16 protein-coding genes are annotated in these 21,077 nt (G+C 72.1%); 8 read left to right on the plus strand and 8 right to left on the minus strand.

Annotated elements, in window-relative coordinates; translation table 11 throughout:
- Window positions 1–175 (minus strand): helix-turn-helix domain-containing protein (locus tag AC6EXY_RS31295; RefSeq protein WP_499818770.1); only part of this gene is annotated, 175 nt, incomplete at its 3' end.
- A gap of 266 nt (window positions 176–441) precedes the next feature.
- Between AC6EXY_RS31295 and AC6EXY_RS31300 the strand changes: the two genes are divergently transcribed.
- From AC6EXY_RS31300 to tnpB, 4 genes are all read left to right on the plus strand, one after another.
- A complete protein-coding gene (locus AC6EXY_RS31300; protein ID WP_243407825.1) occupies window positions 442–1,920 on the plus strand; it encodes an MFS transporter in 1,479 nt (492 codons plus the stop codon).
- Between the two features lie 147 nt (window positions 1,921–2,067).
- The gene (locus AC6EXY_RS31305; protein WP_243407824.1) at window positions 2,068–3,405 is read left to right on the plus strand and encodes a PP2C family protein-serine/threonine phosphatase; all 1,338 of its coding nucleotides are present in this window, start codon (window positions 2,068–2,070) and stop codon (window positions 3,403–3,405) included.
- 175 nt (window positions 3,406–3,580) lie between these two features.
- Entirely contained in the window at window positions 3,581–4,156 is a 576-nt protein-coding gene (locus AC6EXY_RS31310; RefSeq protein ID WP_499818768.1) for an IS607 family transposase, read from the plus strand.
- Window positions 4,153–5,481 (plus strand): IS607 family element RNA-guided endonuclease TnpB, encoded by a 1,329-nt coding sequence (tnpB, locus tag AC6EXY_RS31315; protein WP_499818767.1) that lies wholly within the window; start codon window positions 4,153–4,155, stop codon window positions 5,479–5,481. Before AC6EXY_RS31310 ends, tnpB begins: the two co-directional genes overlap by 4 nt.
- Before the next feature lie 37 nt (window positions 5,482–5,518).
- On the opposite strand, the gene AC6EXY_RS31320 is transcribed toward tnpB, so the two are convergent.
- Complete coding sequence (locus AC6EXY_RS31320) at window positions 5,519–6,364, minus strand: NAD(P)H-binding protein (RefSeq protein ID WP_101833596.1); 846 nt, start codon at window positions 6,362–6,364, stop codon at window positions 5,519–5,521.
- Between the two features lie 111 nt (window positions 6,365–6,475).
- Here AC6EXY_RS31320 and AC6EXY_RS31325 point away from each other — a divergent pair, with 111 nt between their 5' ends.
- The 3 genes from AC6EXY_RS31325 to AC6EXY_RS31335 are packed head-to-tail and all read left to right on the plus strand — an operon-like array spanning window position 6,476 to window position 11,142.
- Window positions 6,476–6,853 (plus strand): winged helix-turn-helix transcriptional regulator, encoded by a 378-nt coding sequence (locus AC6EXY_RS31325; protein ID WP_101833595.1) that lies wholly within the window; start codon window positions 6,476–6,478, stop codon window positions 6,851–6,853.
- 57 nt (window positions 6,854–6,910) lie between these two features.
- Window positions 6,911–8,437, plus strand: a complete 1,527-nt coding sequence (locus AC6EXY_RS31330) for a 3' terminal RNA ribose 2'-O-methyltransferase Hen1 (RefSeq protein WP_499818766.1) — start codon at window positions 6,911–6,913, stop codon at window positions 8,435–8,437.
- Between the two features lie 32 nt (window positions 8,438–8,469).
- The gene (locus AC6EXY_RS31335; RefSeq protein WP_499818769.1) at window positions 8,470–11,142 is read left to right on the plus strand and encodes a polynucleotide kinase-phosphatase; all 2,673 of its coding nucleotides are present in this window, start codon (window positions 8,470–8,472) and stop codon (window positions 11,140–11,142) included.
- 41 nt (window positions 11,143–11,183) lie between these two features.
- Here the strand turns inward: AC6EXY_RS31335 and AC6EXY_RS31340 are convergent, their stop codons facing one another.
- The 6 genes from AC6EXY_RS31340 to AC6EXY_RS31365 form a co-directional block, all read right to left on the minus strand.
- On the minus strand, window positions 11,184–11,453 hold the full coding sequence (locus AC6EXY_RS31340; protein WP_499818765.1) for a type II toxin-antitoxin system RelE family toxin: 270 nt from the start codon (window positions 11,451–11,453) through the stop codon (window positions 11,184–11,186).
- Window positions 11,450–11,737: a type II toxin-antitoxin system Phd/YefM family antitoxin gene (locus tag AC6EXY_RS31345; RefSeq protein WP_101832460.1), complete on the minus strand. Its 288-nt coding sequence runs from the start codon at window positions 11,735–11,737 to the stop codon at window positions 11,450–11,452. Before AC6EXY_RS31345 ends, AC6EXY_RS31340 begins: the two co-directional genes overlap by 4 nt.
- 102 nt (window positions 11,738–11,839) lie before the next feature.
- The gene (locus AC6EXY_RS31350) at window positions 11,840–13,147 is read right to left on the minus strand and encodes a diguanylate cyclase domain-containing protein (protein ID WP_499842454.1); all 1,308 of its coding nucleotides are present in this window, start codon (window positions 13,145–13,147) and stop codon (window positions 11,840–11,842) included.
- Between the two features lie 503 nt (window positions 13,148–13,650).
- Window positions 13,651–13,995, minus strand: a complete 345-nt coding sequence (locus AC6EXY_RS31355) for a hypothetical protein (RefSeq protein ID WP_499818763.1) — start codon at window positions 13,993–13,995, stop codon at window positions 13,651–13,653.
- A gap of 236 nt (window positions 13,996–14,231) precedes the next feature.
- On the minus strand, window positions 14,232–17,246 hold the full coding sequence (locus AC6EXY_RS31360) for a DEAD/DEAH box helicase (RefSeq protein WP_499818762.1): 3,015 nt from the start codon (window positions 17,244–17,246) through the stop codon (window positions 14,232–14,234).
- 588 nt (window positions 17,247–17,834) lie between these two features.
- The gene (locus AC6EXY_RS31365) at window positions 17,835–20,459 is read right to left on the minus strand and encodes a pentapeptide repeat-containing protein (RefSeq protein WP_499818761.1); all 2,625 of its coding nucleotides are present in this window, start codon (window positions 20,457–20,459) and stop codon (window positions 17,835–17,837) included.
- A 56-nt stretch (window positions 20,460–20,515) separates the two neighbouring features.
- Between AC6EXY_RS31365 and AC6EXY_RS31370 the strand changes: the two genes are divergently transcribed.
- Window positions 20,516–21,004, plus strand: a complete 489-nt coding sequence (locus AC6EXY_RS31370; RefSeq protein ID WP_499818760.1) for a recombinase family protein — start codon at window positions 20,516–20,518, stop codon at window positions 21,002–21,004.
- The last annotated feature ends 73 nt before the right edge of the window (window positions 21,005–21,077 follow it).

Below are 21,077 nucleotides of genomic sequence, written 5' to 3' on the forward strand. Positions count from 1 at the left end.
CGGTTTCGGCGTGGGTGACCCGCCGCTGTTCCTGAGACCAGGCCCGGTGCCGTTCGGCCAGCGCACGATTGTACACGTAGCGCACGCAGCCGAAAGTACGGGAAAGCTGCGTGGCCTGTTCCGGTGTTGGGTAGAAGCGGTAGCGGTATGCCCGCTTCACCACCCGGTTCCCCATGCCTGAAAGAATACATCATGCCGTTGTCATCCTGACGCCGGAGTTGATGTGCTGACCCCGCCCTGAAGGACGGGGCCTGCGCGCTACGTTCTTCGGTCACCCCGCCGAGGCCATCCTCGCCGTGCGTACCCTCCGGGCGGGGGGTACCGGCGGGGGAATGGCTGGCCGGGCCGCGGGCGGCGAGCGTCGTCTCCGTGAACGAACAGACCTCTGCCTCGACCGTGCGGCCGTCGCGCCCAGAGCGGCGCCCGGAGCCTGAACAGCGCGTGCCCGAGCCTCGCGACCCGGACGAGGCCCGCCGGCGACGTCCCGTCGAGCCGGCGGCGGACCGGATGACGCCCCGGCAGCGGCTGGCGCTGGTGCTGCTGCTGGGCACCCAGTTCATGCTGGCCATCGACTTCTCGATCCTCAACGTCGCCCTGCCGTCGATCGGCCACGGCGTCGGCCTCGGTGATCGCGACCTGCAGTGGATCGCGACCGCGTTCGCGCTGCCCTCGGCGGGGCTTACGCTGCTGTTCGCGCGGGTCGCGGACCTGGCCGGACGGCGCCGGACGCTGCTGACCGGCCTGGTGCTGCTCGTCGCCGCGTCGCTGCTCGGCGGGTTCGCGCAGGGGCCCACCGAGCTGCTCGTCGCCCGGGTCGGTCAGGGCATGGCGGCGGCGATCGCCATCCCGGCCGCGTTGTCGCTGCTGGTCATCACGTTCCCGGAGGGGCCGGTCCGGCAGCGGGCGCTGAGCCTGAACGGGGCGCTGCTGCCGGCCGGGTTCACCGTCGGCGCGCTGGTCGGCGGCCTGCTCACCGGCTACCTGAGCTGGCGCTGGGCGTTCCTCGTCAACGTGCCGGTCGCCGTCGTCATCATCGCGCTGGCGCCGCGGGTCCTCACCGGTGGGCGCGGGGACGCGGGCGGGCGCCTCGACGTTCCCGGTGCGCTGACGGTGACGGCGGGCCTGGTCGCGTTCGTCTACGGCATCTCGCGGGCCGGCGAGGAGGGCTGGTCGGACCCGTGGGTGTGGGTGTCGATCGCCGTCGGCGCCGTGCTGCTCGGCGCGTTCGGCCGCATCGAGAGCACCAGCCCGCACCCGCTGGCCTCGCTCGATGTGCTGCGGCTGCGCCACGTCGGCTGGGGTAACGCCGGCGGCTTCGGCGTCTTCGCGCTGGGCAGCTCGATCGTGTTCATGATGACGCTGTACCTGCAGCAGGTGCTGCACTACTCGGCGGTGACGACCGGTCTGATCTTCGGCGTTCCGGGGGCGGCGGCGTTCACGGCCGGGCTGCTCGGCCCGCGCCTGCTGGGGCTTGTCCAGGCCCGGGCGTTGCTGGTGATCGGCCTGCTGTTGCAGGCGCTGTGCGCGCTGGGCCTGGTGTTCGCCGGCGTCGACCGCGGGTCGCTGACCCTGGTGCTGGCGGCCTCGGCCGTCGGCTTCTTCGGCCACGCCTGCGGCATCGTTGGCTACCTGGTCACCGCGACGTCGAATCTCCCCGACGAGCAGCAGGGCCTGGCCACCGGCCTGACCACCATGACCCAGCAGGTCGCGCTGACCCTTGGCATTCCCGTGCTGAGCGCGATCGCGAATGCCCGCGCCACCGCGCTGACCCACGCCGGCGGCCACTCGGCGGCTGGCGCCACCCTCGGCGGCATCCGCCTCGCCCTCGGGGTGAACGCGGCCGTGACCGTCGCGGTGGCGGCGCTGGTCGCCGTCTTCCTGCTCGTCCGCGGTCGAGGTCGGCCTACTGCCGACTCGTAACTCGTTGTTACGATGCTGGGGTGCCGGCGACGCACGTCATCGAGGGCGCAGGGCGCCGTCGTCCGCCGCCCGTACCGGATGCCGGCACCGGTGCGGGTGCGGTTCTGGCCTTCGCGGGCGCGGCGGCGGCCCGGAAGGGCGAGCGCGATGGGGAGGCGGCTACGGAGCACGGCGGTCGGGGCTGCGGCGGCGGACGTCGACTCGGCGGAGATCGCGGCGGTCGGGGCTGCGGCCGAGGAGGCGTCGCTCGCCCTGGCGCTGGCGCGCTCGCGCCGGCTGTTGGCGGTGACCACCGAGCTCGGTTCGGTGCTGACGGTCGACGACGTCGCCACCGTCGCGTTCCGTACGGCCGTCGAGGGCGCGTCGGTCGCCTTCGCCGGGTTCGTCCTCTACGAGGACCGCGAACCGTGTCGGGTCATCGCCTGGCCGCGGCTGTCCCAGCCAATCTTCAACCAGGTGTGGGAACGCGGCCACGGCCGGCGTCCCGGTCCCGCGGCGACCGCGGACATCCTGCGCACCGGTGAGCCCCGCTTCGACGCCACCGGCGCGACCTACCTGCGGGACTATCCGGACCGTACCGAGATCTTCGGGCTGCTGAGGATCGACGCGACGGCCACCCTGCCGCTTGTCGTCTCCGGGCGGATCATCGGCGTGCTGTCCCTGGGCTGGACCGGCCCGCGCACCTTCGACGAGGACGACCGGGCCTTCCTGCGCACCCTGACCGGCGTGTACGCACAGGCGATCGAGCGGGCCCGGCTGCACGAACGGCAGCTGTCGGTCACCGAGGTACTGCAGCGCGCGATCCTCCCGCGGACCCTGCCGGACGTGCCCGGGCTGCGCCTCGTGTCCCGTTACCTGCCGGCCGGGCCGGACGCCGGCATCGGCGGCGACTGGTACGACGCGGTGGTGCGCGCCGACGGCAGCGTCACCCTCGTCGTCGGGGATGTCGGTGGCCACGGGCTGCCCGCCGTCTCGACCATGGCAGAGTTACGTCACGCCGCCCGCGCCTATGCGATCGAAGGCCATCCCCCGGCGGTGATCACGACCCAGCTGTCGGCGAACCTCGCCGCCTGCCCCGACGACGACACCTACGCCACCGCCGTCGTCGTCCGCCTCGAACCCGACACCGGCCGGCTCAGCTGGTCCTGCGCCGGCCATCCACCGCCGCTGCTGGTCGCCGCCCGTTTCGCCACCTTCCTCGACGACCTCCACGGCCCGATGCTCGGCGTCGACCCCGAGGCCAGCTACGGCCAGAGCGAGACCTCGCTACCGCCCGGGGCGCGCCTGCTGCTCTACAGCGACGGCCTGGTGGAACGGCGCGGGACCTCGCTCACCGACCGGCTGGCCGAGCTCGCCACCTGCGCCACCGCCGCCGCCTGCGCCGACCTCGACCTTGACGGACTGTGCGGCCGCGTCCTCGCGGAGATCGCCGGCGCCGAGGACCGCGAGGACGACCTCTGCCTGCTCGCCGTCGCCATGCCCTGAGCCCGCCGCGCCGGTCGGGACGCCGACCCTCGTTCCTCCGCGGTCCCGCGGGACCGCGCGACCCACGGGATCGCGGTCCGGCGGGACCGCCCGTGAGCGGTGAGGGAGATGCCGGGGTTGTGAACTGCTGACTAGCAGCACTCAATAGGCTGCTCCAGCCGTCTATAATGGTCAGGTGAACCTGAAGGAGTGGGCCGAGTCGCAGGGCGTCGCGTACGTGACCGCCCGGCGCTGGTACGCGGCTGGCACGCTCCCGGTCCCCGCCCGCAAGGTTGGCGGCCTGATTCTGGTCGGCGACGTCGAGACACGGCTGGTGCCATCCGGTGTGACGGCGGTGTACGCCCGGGTGTCGTCCGCTGACCAGAAGGCCGACCTGGACCGGCAGGTCGCCCGTGTCGCCACCTGGTGCGGCGAGCGGAGCCTGCCGGTCGGCAGGGTTGTGACCGAGGTCGGCTCCGCGTTGAACGGCGACCGCCGGGAGTTGTCCGCGTTGTTGGGCGACCCGGGGGTGAGCACGATCGTCGTGGAGCACCGCGGCCGGTTCGCCCGGTTCGGCGCCGAGTATGTCGAGGCCGTGTTGGCCGCGCACGGCCGGCGTCTGCTGGTCGTCGACCCGGTCGAGGTCGACGATGACCTGGTCGGGGACATGACGGAGATCCTCACGTCGCTGTGCGCCCGGTTGTACGGCCACCAGACCGCCGCGGATCGTGCCCGCCGGGCGGTCGCCGCCGCGACCGAGGACGCCGGGTGACGACGCTGCAGGCCTATCGGTTCGCGCTCGACCCGAACGACGCCCAGGCCGTGAACCTGTCCCGTCACGCCGGGGCGGCCCGGTTCGCCTACAACTGGGGTGTGGCCCGGGTGAAGGCCGCGCTCGCCCAGCGCGACGCCGAGACGTCCTACGGCCAGGGCGGCGACCAGCTCACGCCGGTGCCGTGGACGCTGCCCGCGCTGCGGCTGGCGTGGAACACGGCCAAGCACGAGGTCGCGCCCTGGTGGGGCGAGTGCTCGAAGGAGGCGTACTCGGCCGGGCTGGACCGTCTCGCCCGCGCGTTGAAGAACTTCTCCGACTCGAGGAAGGGCGCCCGTGGGGGCCGTCGGGTCGGTTTCCCCCGGTTCAAAAAGCGCGGCAAGGCCCGGGAGTCGTTCCGGTACACGACCGGTGCCTACGGCCCGGCCGGTGACCGGTATGTGAAGCTGCCCCGGATCGGTCGGGTGAAGGTCCACGAGCCGATGGGCGCGCTCACCTCACGGCTCGCCGACGACTCGGCGCGGCTGCTCGGCGCGACCGTGTCCCGGACCGCCGGCCGCTGGTACGTGTCGTTCACCGTCGAGGTCGATCGGGAAGTCCCGGCCGGGCCGTCGGCCCGGCAGCGCCGGGGCGGGGCGGTCGGTGTCGATGCCGGCGTGAAGCATCTCGCGGTGCTCTCGACCGGCGAGCAGGTCGCCAACCCGAAGCCGCTGGCCCGCTCGCTGCGCACGCTCCGAAAAGCGTCCCGGGCCTACGCCCGGTCGGAACCGGGCAGCGCCGGGCGTCGGCAGCGCGCGGCCCGGCTCGCGCGCATCCACGCCCGGATCGCGAACCAGCGGCGCGACGGGCTGCACAAGCTCACCACCCGGTTGGCGAAGAACCACAGCATGATCGTGGTGGAGGATCTGCACATCGCTGGGATGGTCCGTAACCGGCGGCTCGCCCGCGCCGTAGCCGACACGGGGATGGCCGAGATCCGCCGCCAGCTCGCCTACAAAACCGGCTGGTACGGCTCGACGCTCGTCGTCGCCGACCGCTGGTATCCAAGCTCGAAGACCTGTTCCGGCTGCGGCAGGCGAAACCCAAGCCTGACCCTGTCGGACCGCATCTTCGCCTGCCGGTCCTGCGGACTGGTAGCCGACCGCGACCACAACGCCGCGGTCAACCTGTCCAACCTCGTCGCCGCCAGTACGACGGAGACGGAAAACGCCCGTGGAGCCGACCGTAAGACCGCGTCCGCGCGGCGGGTGGCTGGGAAGCGGGAACCCGGCACGGCCACGGCCGGTCAGACCGGGGGTGCCTCGCCGAGAGGCGAGGCGGCATAGGTGATGAACGCTATCGATCACCGCGGTGCAACGGGTCCTACCGAAAGGCGGGAACGTGGCGGGTCACCCAGGCGTCGAAGGTGCGCGGCGGGCGGCCGAGGATCTGTTCGACGGCGGGGCTGATCTGTTGTTCGTCCGGGGTGGGCTCGCCGAGGACGGCGAGGGTCGTGTCGACCGCCCACGCGGGCATGAAGTGCAGCATCTGCGCGCGGGCCTCCTCGGGGGGCTGCTCGATGAAGGAGATGGGTTCGCCGAGGGCGTCGGCGATGAGGGCCGCGCGCTGGCGGGGCGTGGTGAGGGCGGGCCCGGTCAGCTCGTGGATCCGCCCGGCGTGGCCGTCCTCGCGCAGGGCGGCGGCCGCGACGTTGGCGATGTCGGCGGGATCGATTGTCGGCATGGCGACGTCGCCGAACGGAGCGACGACCGTCCGACGGGTTCGGATGGAATCCGCCCAGGCGAACATGTTGGAGTTGAATCCACCCGGGCGCAGAATCGTCCAGTCCAGACCCGACTGCCGCACCGCGTCCTCCAGCGATCGCATCAGCACGCCGTGGGAATGGGAGTCCGGGCGGGTGCGGACCCCCTGGGACGACAGCACCACGACCCTGGTGATTCCCCCGGCCTTGGCGAGGTCGAGAATCTCGCCGGGCCGCAGCGTCTCGGCGCTGGCGCCGCCGTCGTGGAGGAACAGCGCCTCGGCGCCGTCGAAAGCCGGCCGCAGTGCGTCCGGTGACGTCAGGTCCGCCGCGATCGTCCGCACTCCATCGGGTGCGGCCTGCGCGGCACTGCGGCGGGACACCGCCGTCACCGTGGAACCTGCTGCTGCGAGTGCTTCGACCAGCGGTCGGCCCACGTTTCCGGTCGCCCCTGTCACCACGATCATCTGGATTGCTCCTATCAGGTCTTCGATTTTTGCGGCCTCGTGGCCGGAACGACGCGACGCTAACATCGGCGGGATAGTAGGTACCTAGGAGAAAGTGGCTATCCTCGAGGGATGCAGACCACTGGCACGCCGGGCGCCGCCGAGGTCGCCTGCCCGATCAGCCCGGTCGTCGACATCGTGTTCAGCCGATGGACCACGCCGATCCTCTGGACCCTGAACGAGTTCGGTCGGCAGCGTTTCGTCGAGCTGGAGCGGCGGATAGCCACGGTCACGCCGAAGGTGCTGACCCAGCGGCTGCGCCAACTCGAGCGGGACGGCCTGATCACGCGCACCTACCATCCCGAGGTGCCGCCCCGGGTCGAGTACGAGATCAGCGACCTCGGCCGCAGCCTCGCGCCCCTTTTCGCGCACCTGGCGACCTGGGCCAGCGCCAACCTCGGCAGCGTCGAGCGGGCCAGGCACGACTACGACGCCCGAGCCCCCCGATGAACCAGATCCGCCGATAAATCGGAAGCCATCCTGCGGTATGTCTGACACGATGGGCGCGTGCTACTGACCGTGTCAACATCCCTGCGTCCCGCGACCGATCTTGGGTATCTGTTGCACAAGCATCCCGAGCGGGCACAGCGGTTCGATACGGCGGCCGGGGTGGCGCACGTCTTCTATCCGGAGGCCACCGAGGAGCGCGCGACGGCGGCACTGCTGCTCGACATCGACCCGATCGGCCTGGTCCGCGGCGGGCGCGGGAAAGGGGAAGGCGGCCAGGGCCAGGGGGCGCACTACGTCGACGATCGGCCCTATGCGGCGTCGAGCCTGCTTGCCGTCGCGATGGCGGCGGTGTTCTCGACGGCGATGGCGGGCATCTGCAAATCCCGTCCGGAGCTGGCCGCCACCCCCATCCCGCTGGAGATCCGCATCGCCGCGCTGCCGTGCCGGGGTGGTGGCGCGGCGCTCGTCGAGCGCCTGTTCGCCCCGCTGGGCTGGGCGGTGCGGGCGGAATCCGTGCCCCTCGACGACCGCTTCCCCGAATGGGGCGTGGCCCCGCACCATGACGTGACGCTCACCGGCACCGCCCGCCTCGCCGACGCGTTGACGCAGGTCTACGTGCTGCTTCCGGTGCTCGACGACGGCAAGCACTACTTCGTCGGCCGCGACGAGGTCGACAAACTGGTCCGCGAAGGAGCCCGGTGGCTGCCGGAACACCCGGAGCGGCACCTGATCGCCCGGCGCTACCTCGCCCACCGGGGCAGCCTCGCCACCTCCGCGCTGTCCCGCCTCACCGCCGCCGACGACCTCCCCGACGACCGCGTCGCCAGCGCCTTCGAACCCGGCCTCGTCGCGTCCGACGGCAATGCGTCCGACGGCAATGCGTCCGACGGCGATGCGGCCGATGCGATCCAGGCCGGCGGAACCGCCGGCACGATCCAGCCCGCGGCGGGGACGGATCGGGCGGTGCCGTCGCTGGCGGGGTTGCGGCGGGAGGCGATCGTCGAGGTGCTGCGGGGAGCGGGGGCGCGGCGGGTCGCCGACCTGGGGTGCGGGGACGGGAAGCTGGTCGCGCAGCTGCTCGCCGACCCGGCGTTCACCGAGGTGGTCGCGGCGGACGTGTCGCACCGGGCGCTGGAGCTCGCGGCCCGGCGGCTGCGCCTGGACCGGATGCCCGAGCGGACCCGCGCCCGGCTCCGGCTGGTCGCGACGTCGCTGACCTACCGGGACGCCCGCCTCGCCGGTCTGGACGCCGCCGTGCTCAGCGAGGTCGTCGAGCATGTCGACCCGCCCCGGCTGCCGGCGCTCGCCGAGGCGGTGCTCGGCCACGCCCGACCCCGACTCGTCGTCGTCACCACGCCGAACGTCGAGTACAACGTCCGCTATCCGGGACTCGCGCCCGGCTCGCCGCGCCATCGCGACCACCGCTTCGAGTGGACGCGCGCCGAGTTCGCCGCCTGGGTCGACGATCTGGTCGCCGCCTACCCGTACACCGCCCGGCTGGGCACCGTCGGCGAGGTGGACCCGCGGCTCGGGGCGCCCACCCAGCTTGCCGTTCTGGAACGAAGGGAGGGCGCGGCATCGTGAACGAGGCCGGGACGGTGCTGGCGATTCCGCAGATGTGCCTCGTGGTGCTGGTGGGGGCGTCGGGCTCGGGGAAGTCGACGTTCGCGCGGGAGCATTTCCGCCCGACGCAGGTGCTGTCGTCGGACGTCTGTCGTGGGCTCGTCGCCGACGACGAGAACGACCAGGCCGCCACCCCGGACGCCTTCGACGTGCTGCGCTACATCGCTGGCAAGCGGCTGGCCGCGGGTCGGGTCACGGTGATCGACGCGACGAACGTGCAGGCCAAGGCCCGGGCCGGGCTCGTGCAGCTCGCCCGCGAGCATGACGTGCTGCCCGTGGCGATCGTCCTCGACCTGCCCGAGAAGGTATGCCTGTCGCGCAACGCGGGCCGTCCGGACCGCGCCTTCGGCGCCGGCGTCGTCCGCCGGCAGTGCGCCGACCTGCGGCGATCGCTGCGCGGGCTGGCCCGGGAGGGTTTCCGCCGGGTGCATGTGCTGCGCTCGGAGGAGGAGGTCGCGGCGGCGACGATCGCCTACAGCCGGCTGTTCACCGACCTGCGGGACGAGACCGGCCCGTTCGACGTCATCGGCGATGTGCATGGCTGCCGGGGGGAGCTGGAGTCGCTGCTCGGCGAGCTCGGCTACGAGCTGCGCCGCGACGACGCCGGACGGCCGGTGGGCGCGCGTCACCCGGCCGGGCGGCGGGTGGTGTTCGTCGGCGACCTCGTCGACCGCGGCCCGGACACACCCGGGGTGCTGCGGCTCGCGATGGGGATGGTCGCCGAGGGCAGCGCGTACGCGGTCTGTGGCAACCACGAGAACAAGCTGGCTCGTGTGCTGCGGGGCAACAAGGTGCGCATCGGGCACGGGCTGGCCGAGTCGCTGCGCCAGCTCGACGAGGAGAGCGCCGAGTTCCGCGCCGAGGTGTCCGCGTTCTGCGACGGCCTGGTGTCGCATCTGGTGTTCGACGGCGGCGCGCTGGTCGTCGCCCACGCCGGGCTGAAGGAGGCGTACCACAACCGGGCCTCGGCGCGGGTGCGGGAGTTCGCCCTGTACGGCGACACGACCGGCGAGACGGACGAGTACGGACTGCCCGTCCGCTACCCGTGGGCCCGCGACTACCGCGGCCGCGCGGTCGTCCTCTACGGCCACACCCCCATACCCGAGCCGGAGTGGATCAACAACACGCTCTGCCTGGACACCGGCTGCGTCTTCGGCGGGCGTCTGACCGCCCTGCGCTATCCCGAACGCCACCTCGTCTCCGTCCCCGCCACCGCCGTCCACTTCGAGCCCACCCGCCCCCTGACCGCGGCGCCGGAACCGGAGTCGTCATCGACGGCAGCGTCGGAGGTGGCAGCGACGGAGGTGGCGGAGGACGGCGATCCGTCCTCGGCGAGTGCGCTGCTCGCGCCGTTTCCGCGGCAGAAGCCCGACGGGCTGGCCATCACGGTGCGGTCAACGCCAGCTGACCTGCTGGACCTCACCGACGTGCTGGGGCGGCGGGTGATCGAGACCAGGCACGGCGGGCGGGTCACGATCCATGAGGAGAACGCGCTGGCCGCGCTCGAGGTGATGAGCCGCTTCGCGCTCGACCCGCGGTGGCTCGTCTACCTGCCGCCGACGATGAGCCCGCCGCCGACGTCGCGTCAGCCGGGGCTGTTGGAGCATCCGGTCGAGGCGTTCGAGGCCTACCGCGCGGACGGTGTCACCGAGCTGGTCTGCGAGGAGAAGCACATGGGCTCGCGGGCCGTCGTCGTCCTGTGCCGGGACGCCGGCGTCGCCGCCGCCCGGTTCGGCGCCTCGCCGGGGACGACCGGCGCGGTGTTCACCCGCACCGGTCGGCCGTTCTTCGCCGCCGACCTCACCGAACGGCTGCTCGCCCGGCTGCGCGCCGCGGTGACGGCGGCCGGGCTCTGGGAGGAGCTTGCCGCCGGTTGGCTGGTGCTCGACGCCGAGATCATGCCGTGGAGTGCGAAGGCCAGCGAGCTCGTCGCCCGCCAGTACGCCGCCGCCGGGGCCGCCGCACGCACCGCCCTGCCCGCCGCTGTCTCGGCCCTGACCGCCGCCGCCGGCCGCGGCATCGACGTCGCCGACCTGCTCGGACGCACCCGCTCGCGCCTCGACAACGCGGAGGCGTTCACCCGCGCCTACCGCCGTTACTGCTGGCCCGTCGACGGCCTCGACGGCGTGCGGATCGCCCCCTTCACGCTCCTGGCCAGCGGCCCCGGCGCTGGTGTCGCGGTCGGGGCCATGCACGTCGATCGTGAACACTCCTGGCATCTGGCGATCGCCGACCGGCTCGTCGCCGCGGACGGGGATCTCGTCGCACCGACCCGTCACCTCCTGGTGGACGCCTCCGACCCGGAGTCCGTCGCCGCCGGTGTGCGCTGGTGGGAGGACCTGACCGGCGACGGTGGCGAGGGGATGGTCGTCAAGCCTGCCCGGGGGCTCGCGCGGGGTGGGCGGGGGCTCGCCCAGGCGGGGGTCAAGGTGCGAGGGCGGGAGTATCTGCGGATCGTCTACGGGCCGGACTACACCGAGCCGGCGAATCTCGAACGGCTCCGCTCCCGGTCACTCGGCCGGAAACGGTCGCTGGCACACCGGGAGTACGCGCTCGGCCTGGAGGCGCTGGAACGGGCCGCCGCCGGGGATCCGCTGTGGCGCGTCCACGAATGCGTCTTCGCCGTCCTCGCCCTCGAATCGGAACCCGTCGACCCCCGCCTGTGATCCTCCGATGGATCGGCGGGAGGTCCGCGGGAGGCCCGGCGTCACTGGCCCCGGTAGACGTCGCGACGATGACCGACGCCTACAACGAGGATGACGAGGTGTCCGTCGCTGATGTCGTAGAGGACGCGATAGTCGCCCACGCGGAGGCGATAACGGTCGTCGTAACCTACGAGCTTTCTCACCTGTGCGTCCGGCCGGCGTGGATCGTCCCCGAGCGAGGCCAGGGCGCGCAGAATGGTGAGGGCGGCGGGCGGAGGGATGTCCCGTAGTTGCCGGGCGGCTCGCTGCCGCCAGCGAAATGTGTATTTCACGCGGCGCCGTGGTGGGACTCGTCCTCGAAGACCGCGGCGATGACCTCGGCCATGCTGTGGGTCGGCGCGTCCGGGTTCTCCGCCAGATCCCGGTCGGCTTCCCGGGACAGCTGCCGGTCGATGGCGTCCTCGAGTGCGTTGAAGTCCTCAATGGGCACGACCGCTGCCACAGCCTGGCCGTTGCGGGTGATGACCGTCGGCGAGCCAGCCTGGGCTCGATCGATGACCGTGGCGAAGTGGGCGCGAGCGTCCCGCACGCTCAGCTCGTTCTCGCTGTCGTCCATGGAGCCAGCGTACGCGAAATTGTGTACACAGTGCTTCGTCGCCGCCGCCGGCGGCCGGTGCGAGCCCTACGCTCATCGTGGCTACCGCGGCGACCGGGTGGGTCAGCCGTCGCCGGCGTCCGGCATCGGCGGCCCGCGCTGACTCCGGCGCATCAGCATTGATCGGTCAAAGTGCTCCCAGCGGCCTCGGCCGCGCTTCTTGGCCGCATACATGGCGCTGTCCGCGGCGCGGACGAGCTCGTCGGCGTCGGTGATTCCTGGTCCCGTTGTCGCAATGCCGACGCTGGCGGTCACCGTCACGCATTCGGCACCGGTCCCGCTGGGAATCGCGAGATTGTCGATGATGCGGTCCGCGATTGCCTCGATCGCCGGGTTGGAGGTGATGTTCTCGCAGAGGACGGCGAACTCGTCGCCGGCGAGACGGACGACGATGTCACTGGGCCGGACGGCCCGTCGTAGCCGCGCGGCGACCTCGCGGAGCAGATCGTCGCCTGCCTGGTGGCCCAGCGTGTCGTTCACCGCCTTGAAGCCGTCCAGGTCGATGAAGAGGAATCCGACGGGTCGATGTTCGCGTTCGGACTCCTTCAGGGTCGTCGGCAGACGCTCGAACAGTGCCGCCCGGTTCGGCAGTCCGGTGAGGCCGTCGTGGAGGGCACGGCGGCGGGCCTCGGCCGCCATCGTCCGTTCCATCTCGAGCGCGTGCGCCGCCATCGCGGCGGCCGCGATCTGGGCGGCCGCAAGGGAGACGAAGGCGCGGTAGTCGTCAGTGACCGGGAGCCGGTCACTCATGCCTGCGACGAACAGCCCGGTGGGACGGCTGGTCTCACTTTTCGTGAGGGGGACGACCATCGCCGACGTCGAGGGTGGCTCGGCGAAGGCGCGGTGAAGGCCGAGCCGTTCGAGGACGTGGCGGGTGATCCGCGTCCGGCCCGTGGCGGCCGAGTCGCCCAGCTCGGGGACCAAGCCCTCGGCGTCGATGCCGCTCAGGCAACCGCCTGACCGACCTTGCTCCTCGGCGACGCCGGCGGCGGCCGCCGGCAGGAGCACCGGCGCGGCTCCGGCCCCGGCCGCCGCTCGTTCCTCCGAGGCCAGGATCACGCAGTACGGGATGTCCGACGTGTGGCGCTCCAGGACCCGCGCTGCGTTGGTGAACACGTCGTCCCGAGACGGCCGGCCCACGGTGGCGTCGGCGAGCTCGCGCAGGCAGGACATCCGCCGCGTGCCCAGCACCTGCCGGGTGGTCTCCATCGAGGCGGTCCAGACGCCGACCACCTCGCCGCCCGGATGCTGACGGATGGGGCCGTAGGAGAACGTGAAGAAGCACTCCTCGAGATACCCGTGCCGACGAAGATGCACGAGCAGGTCCTCGCGATAGGTGGCGCCCTTACCGGACAGCACCTGGTCGAGCATCGGGACAAATGAATCCTGAATTTCTGGAAAGACGTCTCGGAATGGCCGCCCAAGGCATCCGGGGTGCTTGTCGCCGATGTGTGATATCAGCGCGTCGTTGTGGATCTCAATGAATTCCGGCCCCCAGAGAATCTCCAGTGGGTACCGGGACTCCAGGCAGATGCTCACGGCTGTCCGGAGAGTCGAGGTCCAGGCCCGGACGGGGCCCAGCGGGGTGGCGGACCAGTCGATACCCGCCATTACCCGACCCACCTCGCCGCCGGTGGCGAAGACCCGGTCCATATCGTCCACACCCGTCTGAGAACCGGAATGACGAGCTATATCGGCCACTCTCTGAACATCGACCTGCCAGGGCTTGATCAGCTCGTGTCCCTCCACACCACTCATGGCTTCTGATCCAACTGCCCAGGCGCCGATCCTGAAGGTCGGCGACAGTCCTCGCGGAACTCCGCCGCGTTGCGGTCGGTAATCGACTTCCCGCTCGCAGTCTTCGTCAAACGGCTTTACCGGGCGCGGCCACCGAACTGTCCACATAGAACAAGCTGTTTCGCTCGGGTCGGGACCCTTCGTGTCTCGTCTTCGGCCGATCGTGGGTCAGCGGCCGTTCGTGGGTCAGCCGACGAGGGAGCGCCAGAAGTCGTGGTGGTGCTCGCGGCGAGGTCGACGGGGGCGATGCCGTCGCGGCCAGGGGCCAGGGACAGCACGGTGCTGCCGGTCGCCGCGGTGAAGCGCGCCCAGGCCCGGGCGCCGGGGCGGTTCGGGTCGCCGGTGTGCGCGAAGCGGCTCCAGTAGCCGATGATCTCGTCGGACAGGCGGCGCTGGTCGGCGGTGGCCGGGCCGGGGAACAACGTCGCGCCGGTCCGTGTCGCGAACAGGGGGACATATCGGACGCGACACACCGGGTTCGCGACACGGTGCCGCTGTCCCGTACACGGGCTTCCCCTTTCCGGGAAGGCCTTCCTCCTCTCGGCGTTCTGGTCGGCACCCACCCCGGCGATGATCATGGTGTCGGGTGTCGGGTGTCGGGTGTCGGGTGTCGGGTGTCGGGTGTCGGGTGTCGGGTCGCGGTGGGCGAGGCCCGGCCCTAGCCGATGAGACCGCGTGGGGGCAGGAGCGCGTCGGCGGCTGTCGCCGTGGTGCCGATGCTGTTGTAGGCGGCGAGCCAGCCGGTGCTGCGCGCATCGCCGCGTCGGGTGAACAGCGCTACCCCGTGGCTGGACGGCGCACGGTCGCCCGGCCCGCGATCAGCGGGCGGAGCGTCCGAGGTGGGGTAGGGCGTGGGGTCGGTCCGTGGCAGGGGCACGGTCAGCCGGTTCGGGCCGGACCACAGGGCGGCGGTCACGGTGGCCGAGCCGTGGAGTATCACCTGGCCGTCGCGTTCGGTGGCGGAGGCGTCGGTCGCTCGATCCCGCAGCAGCGCGACGTACGCGCCGTGGTCGAGACGGCAGCCTGTCGGCGGCCGGCCGACGGGCCAGTCCGGGTTCGAGACGTCGCGGCGCCGCGCGGCGGAGAACAACTCCGGGACGACGCCCTCGGCAAGCGTCGGGGTGGCCATCTGCTCGCACATCCACAGCAGGCGGCCGGCGCCGCGGGTGGCTCCCAGCCGGCGCCAGCGGATGCGGCGGCCCAGGTCGCCGGCGACGATCGCGACCCACGGGTGGACGGTGCCGAGCCCGCCCTGGGCGGCGAGCCAGGCGAAGTACCGCGGGCTGTCGGCGAGGATCGGCGTGAGCGCCGGGGTCGGAATGCCCGCGATTGTGCGTCCCGGCCGGGTGAACAGCGCCGGGCTGTTGGCGACCAGCGCGAACGCGACCCGGGCCAGGTCGCCGGGCTCGACGCCGGTGGACGGGCTGAGCCCCGGCGCCCGGCCGGGTTCGTCGAGCCGGTCCCGATGGCCGCGGGCCCGCAGCAGCCGCGCGACCTGTGGACGCAGCTCCTCGGCGATGGGCGCCTCGGCGAACTCGGGGACGACCCGGCCGAGCGCCCCGGCAAGCACCCACTCGGCCTCCTCGGGGGCGTCCGGCACGTCCACTCCGTCGACGTGCTCGCGAAGCTCGATCCCGATCTCCACCGGCACCATGAACCGGGTCGTGAGCAGACCGAGATCCGTCACGGTCAGCAGGACGTCGCAACTGCGGGGCGAGGGGTCGTCGGACTCGGTCGGGCGCGGGCCGCTGGTGGACACGGTCAGATAGGCACCGCTGACGAGCAGGTCGACGGCGTCGCTCACCGGGCTGACCCCGTCGGCGCCCTGGTGGTGGGCAAAGGTGCGCAGCCACCAGTTCTCGGCGTCGGCGAACGTCGCGATGCGGTCCTGGGCGGCCTCGGCGAGCAGATGGTCGGCCAGGCTGTCCGCGATGTGGGAACGGACGGTGTAACCCTCGACGAGGCGGCTCTGCCAGGTCGCCCGCTCCGACTCGTCGCAGATCAGGTACGCCCAGCCCTCGGTCTCCCCGGCGCCGATGCGCCCGGCCCGGCCGAACATCTGCTGGACGGTGGCCACGTCGATGCGGTCGAGGCCGATCTGGGTGTCGCGGACGACGACGGCACGGGCGGGCAGGTTCACCCCGGCGGCGACCGTCGTCGTCGCGACGAGAACCTCCAGGCGGCGGGCGCGGAACTCGCGCTCGGCCTCGTGCCGGTACTCCCAGCCCTTGTAGTGCAGGCCGACGCCGGCACGGGCACAGGCCCGGTGCACGGCGTCGGCGTCGTCCGGGTCGACGCCGGCGATGACCGCACCCCGGTCCGCGGCGATCGCGAGCGCCGTCGCCCGGACGTTGCGACGGCTGCCGCAGAACACCAGGACGCTGCCCTCGTCATCGGTGATCATGCGGGTGATGGCGAGGGTCGCGGCGAGCCGGCTCGCGTTCGCGGCCCGGCGGTCGGAGCTCGCCGGAACCATCGGGACCTGCCAGGTCAGCCGGGTGGGACGCCAGCTGGAACTGACAACCCGCGCGCCGAGCCAGTCGGCGACCTGCTCGGCGTTGGCCACCGTCGCCGACAGCCCGACGATGCGCACCGGCGAGTCCGCCCCGCGCACCCGGGCGAGCAGCGCCTCCAGCAGCGGCCCGCGCGCCGCGCTGCCGAGCAGGTGGATCTCGTCGACGACCAGGCAGCCGACCTCGGCCAGCGCTGTCCGCAACGAACTCGACCGGCACACGGCCTCGAACTTCTCCGTCGTCGACACCCACAGGTCCGCGCGGCGCACCTTCTCGACGTCGGTGACATGCTCGCCGGAAAGCCGCTCGACCCGCAGGCCGCGCGCCCGCCAGGTCGACAGTTCCCGGTCGAGTTCGTCGGTGAGCGAGCGCTGCGGGACCAGCCACGCCGCCTTGCGCCCGTCGCCGAGGATGGCCTTCAGCGCGGCGAGCATGCCGATGATGGTCTTGCCGGAGCCGGTGGGCGCCACCACGACCACATGCGACTCGCCGCGCAGGATGTGCGGCGCCGCCTCGACCTGCGCCGGGTTCAGGGTCGGGCGGCCCAGGTAGGGCACCCAGGCGGGCGGGACGAGACTGGCCGCGTCCACCGGCGTCCAGTCCGGCGTGAAGGGCCCGTCATGGCTGTCCCAGGCCAGCTCGAACGCGTCACGGGCCGCCTCGGCGGAGGCGCCGGTGCGCCGCGGCGGGGCGAGCTGGGCGGTGTTCGCCACCGGGAGGAAGCCGGGGCACGCCCAGATCGGCCCCAGCCTGCCATCCTTGTCGAGGGTGCTGACCGTCTCCGCGTCCACCAGATGACGCACCCGGCGGCACGCTATGCCCGCCGACTTCACCAGCACGTGCAGCGCGTCGAACTCGGGTGCCTCCGGCAGCAGCACCCGCACGTCGACCCCGGGCGGCGCGGCCGGCACACTCGCCCACGGATCGGTGATCATGGACCAGTGCAGGAGCCGCCGCTCGGTGATGCGCGGCGCGGCGAACGCGGCCGGACTCCGACTGGGATCCAGCAGCTCCCGGGCCAGCGCCATGGCCTGCGACCCGGAGGTGACCACCACCCGTCCCACCGACATCCCGGCCGAACCGGCGGCGCCCGAACCGACGACGTGTGAGCTGACGGCGCCCGATCCGACGGCGCCCGAGCCGAAAGGTCGGGCGTCCACGTTCGGTGTCCACCTCGCCGCGTCCGCGTTTCGCGGCTGCCGAACCCACCCGAACATCCGACCACCTCCACCGCCCGGTGCCGCACCTTCGCGCGTCCTCTGGTCGTGACGGCAGCCAGTCGCGGAAGGCGATCACTTTCGTACTAACCGCATCAACTCCCTCAGGATAGGTCGGCCCACGACAGAACGTCAGTAATCCGGCGGGGGGCCGGTCGCCACTTCGCGTACGGGCGCGGCCGCCCCGAACCGGTGGTTCCTGATCCCTGCTGGCGGCTTGTCCCGATGCGGCCACCTGCCGACGGCGGCGACCAGACGAGCGGCCTCGCCCCCGGTGACAGCGCGGATGCGTTCACAGCTCCCCTGTTGTTGATGGTCCACCGCGACCGAGACACATGCTCCGGGCAAGGCCGCAATGCCGCTGGCGGAGCGGGATCTGCCGACGGTCCGCGTGGCCATGGTGGTGCGGAACCAGCTGGGGTACCGGCGAGGCGGCCACTGGGTCCTGCCCGCCGCCCGCCTTCAGGACGACCGCTTCTACACGGGCGTGCATCCCTGTCGGGTGGTGGGCTTGGACCCACCTGTGTCGCGTCACTTCGCCGGAGGCGCGGCCGGGCGGGGAAGCGGCGCGTCGTCGGGCAGGCGGCGGACGTTGTCCACGTAGCCGTCGAGTTCCCCCACCTCGAACCGGTGATTCCTCACCATCCACCAGAACCGGCCGGCAGCCTCCCCAGCAAGCTTGTAGGAGCCGTCGGGTAGCACAACCGCATGACCGCCATCGGGAAGCGGAATCAGAACCGCGATCTCCAGACCTTGGTCAACATCCCACAGGCGGATGGTGCGGTCGTCGGAGCTGGTGGCGAGGGTGTGGCCGTCGGGGGAGAACGCCACCGCCCGGACCCAGTTGGTGTGGCCGGTGAGGGTGGTGCGGTTCTGGCCGCTGGTGGTGTCCCACAGGCGGATGGTGCGGTCGTCGGAGCTGGTGGCGAGGGTGTGGCCGTCGGGGGAGAACGCCACTGCCAGGACCCCGCGGGTGTGGCCGGTGAGGGTGGTGCGGGTCTGGCCGCTGGTGGTGTCCCACAGGCGGATGGTGCGGTCGGTGGAGCTGGTGGCGAGGGTGTGGCCGTCGGGGGAGAATGCCACCGTCCGGACGGGGTCGGTGTGGCCGGTGAGGGTGGTGCGGGTCTGGCCGCTGGTGGTGTCCCACAGGCGGATGGTGCTGTCGGTGGAGCTGGTGGCGAGGGTGTGGCCGTCGGGGGAGAATGCCACCGTCCGGACGGGGCCGGTGTGGCCGGTGAGGGTGGTGCGGGTCTGGCCGCTGGTGGTGTCCCACAGGCGGATGGTGCTGTCGGTGGAGCTGGTGGCGAGGGTGTGGCCGTCGGGGGAGAACGCCACCGCCCAGACGGGGCCGGTGTGGCCGGTGAGGGTGGCGCGGGTCTGGCCGCTGGTGGTGTCCCACAGGCGGACGGTGCTGTCGTCGGAGCTGGTGGCGAGGGTGTGGCCATCGGGGGAGAACGCCACCGCCCGGACCCAGTCGGTGTCGCCGGTGAGGGTGGTGCGGTTCTGGCCGCTGGTGGTGTCCCACAGGCGGAGCGTGCTGTCGTCGGAGCTGGTGGCGAGGGTGTGGCCGTCGGGGGAGAACGCCACCGCCCGGACCCAGTTGGTGTGGCCGGTGAGGGTGGTGCGGTTCTGGCCGCTGGTGGTGTCCCACAGGCGGACGGTGCTGTCGGTGGAGCCGGTGGCGAGGGTGTGGCCGTCGGGGGAGAACGCCACCGCCCGGACCCAGTCGGTGTGGCCGGTGAGGGTGGTGCGGGTCTGGCCGCTGGTGGTGTCCCACAGGCGGACGGTGCTGTCGGTGGAGCTGGTGGCGAGGGTGTGGCCGTCGGGGGAGAACGCCACCGCCCGGACGGCGTCGGTGTGACCGGTGAGGGCGCGGAGGAGTGTGCCGTCGCGGGCGTCGGCGAGCAGGACCGTGGTACCGATTCCGAACGCGAGGAGTTCGCCGTCTGGCGAGTAGGCCAGCGTGGTGACGGGGCCAGCGGTTGGGGCGATCATCGGCTGAGCCGTCTCGCGTTTCGCGAGGGCGGTTGCGGCGAGCGCCGGGGCGTCCACAAGATGGCCGCCCAGGGCGAGTGCCCCTGTCCAGCGCGAGCCGCTGAGGTCGGCGGGGTTTCGCAGGTCGATGGTGGTCAGGCGGGCGGCGGTGAAGTCGGCGTGGGACAGGTCGGCGTCGGTCAGGTCGGTGGCGGTCCAGCGGGAGCGGTGCGCGGTGACCGATACCAGCGCGGCTCCGGTGAACCGGCTGTGTTCGATGCGGGCGCCGGTGAGGTTCGCCTCCGTCAGATCCGCGTCGGAGAGGTCGACGTGCGCCAGGCGGGCGTCGGTGAGGTTGGCGCCGCGCAGGTCGGCGCCGCGCAGGTTCTGGTGGGACAGGACGCGGCCGGAGAGGTCTTGGCCGGCGAGCTGGGCGTGGTCGAGCCGAGCCGGGCGGGCGAGGCGGGTTTCGGCACGCCGGGCGAGGACGAGGGCGTTGGACGTGGCCAGCGCGGGCGTTGACCGGCTGGCGGTGAGTTCTTTCGGGAGTGCCGCGGCGACGTCCGGCCCGAGCAGGTCGATGAGGAAGTCGGCGGTCAGATCGGAGATCTCCGCCTCGCCGAGCAGGCTCATGGTCAGCACGGGCGGGCGGACACGCCGCCACCAGACGCCGAACCGCCGGCCCGCCCCACGGCCCGCCGGCCAGTGACCGCGCCGCTCGTCCTCGTCGACCCGCGCGCGGACACACGCGGCGACCAGATACTCCATGACGGACGCGTGGATGAAGAAGAAGCGTCCCTTGGCGTCGCGGGTCAGCAGCGTGCCCGAGCCGAGGATCTGGGCGGTGGTCGCCGCGTCGAGGCCGTGCTGATCTGGCTGGTCTCGCTGGTCCGGCTGGTCTCCCATGGTGGCGAGGACGGACGCCGCGGCCTGTTCGAGCTGTTCGGCGCCGATGGTCCGATCGGTGCTGCGCCACAGGGCAAGCGCGAGTGTGGAGGCCGCGTCGAGGCGTTGTTCCAGGGCCAGCGACGATGGCGCGCCGCGCTGGTCGGCCCGTCTGGTCTCGTAGGTGAGCCAGGTGCGCACGAGCACCCGGTACAGGTCGGCCGCGGTTATTCTTCCTTGTGCGGACCGGGCGGCCCGCAGTTCGGCGTCGCCGAGGTCGGCGATGAAGGACAGCATCCGCGGATTGCAGAGGATTGGCGAAATAGTATTAAGGCATGCCAAGGTTGGATGGTATGCAGCTCGGTCTTTACCGGCGGTATTCGCTGGTGGTGGGTGGGGATGACGCGTTGGAGCGTCAGGATGAGGATGGCCACGACTTCGCCGCCGAGTTCGGGGGTGAGGTGGTGGAGGTGTACGAGGACAAGAAGAGTGCGTGGCGTAAGAAGCGGATCGTGTTGGAAGACGGCACGATGATCTCCCGGGTGATCCGTCCGGACTATGCGCGGATGCTCGCGGATCTTCGGTCCGGGCGGATCGATGGCGCGGTTGTCTATGACCTGGACAGGTTGACGCGGGATCTTCGGGATCTGGAAGACGCGATCGAGGTTGCGGAGCTGTATGGCCGTCCGATCGTCGGGCCGGGGGTGGATCTGACGACGGACTACGGCCGGGCGAACGCCCGCGCGCAGGCTGTCGCGGCGAACAAGGCGAGCCAGGACACCTCGCGTCGTGTCCATTCACGGGTGCGCGCTCCAGCACCCCCGGTTTTGATGTTGTTTTAGGCGGTGGTCAGGGCGGGCGCGGTGGCGCGGGGGGCGGGTAGCCAGGGCTGGCCTGCGAGGGCCATCTGGATGG

It is taken from the genome of Frankia sp. RB5 (assembly GCF_059816245.1).

Coding starts and splice junctions, on each gene's coding strand:
- AC6EXY_RS31305 (WP_243407824.1), top strand. CDS start 2,068: ATGGGGAGGCGGCTACGGAGCACGGCGGTCGGGGCTGCGGCGGCGGAC.
- AC6EXY_RS31320 (WP_101833596.1), bottom strand. CDS start 6,364: ATGATCGTGGTGACAGGGGCGACCGGAAACGTGGGCCGACCGCTGGTC.
- AC6EXY_RS31325 (WP_101833595.1), top strand. CDS start 6,476: ATGCAGACCACTGGCACGCCGGGCGCCGCCGAGGTCGCCTGCCCGATC.
- AC6EXY_RS31335 (WP_499818769.1), top strand. CDS start 8,470: ATGTGCCTCGTGGTGCTGGTGGGGGCGTCGGGCTCGGGGAAGTCGACG.
- AC6EXY_RS31345 (WP_101832460.1), bottom strand. CDS start 11,737: ATGGACGACAGCGAGAACGAGCTGAGCGTGCGGGACGCTCGCGCCCAC.
- AC6EXY_RS31350 (WP_499842454.1), bottom strand. CDS start 13,147: ATGCTCGACCAGGTGCTGTCCGGTAAGGGCGCCACCTATCGCGAGGAC.
- AC6EXY_RS31365 (WP_499818761.1), bottom strand. CDS start 20,459: ATGCTGTCCTTCATCGCCGACCTCGGCGACGCCGAACTGCGGGCCGCC.
- AC6EXY_RS31370 (WP_499818760.1), top strand. CDS start 20,516: ATGCAGCTCGGTCTTTACCGGCGGTATTCGCTGGTGGTGGGTGGGGAT.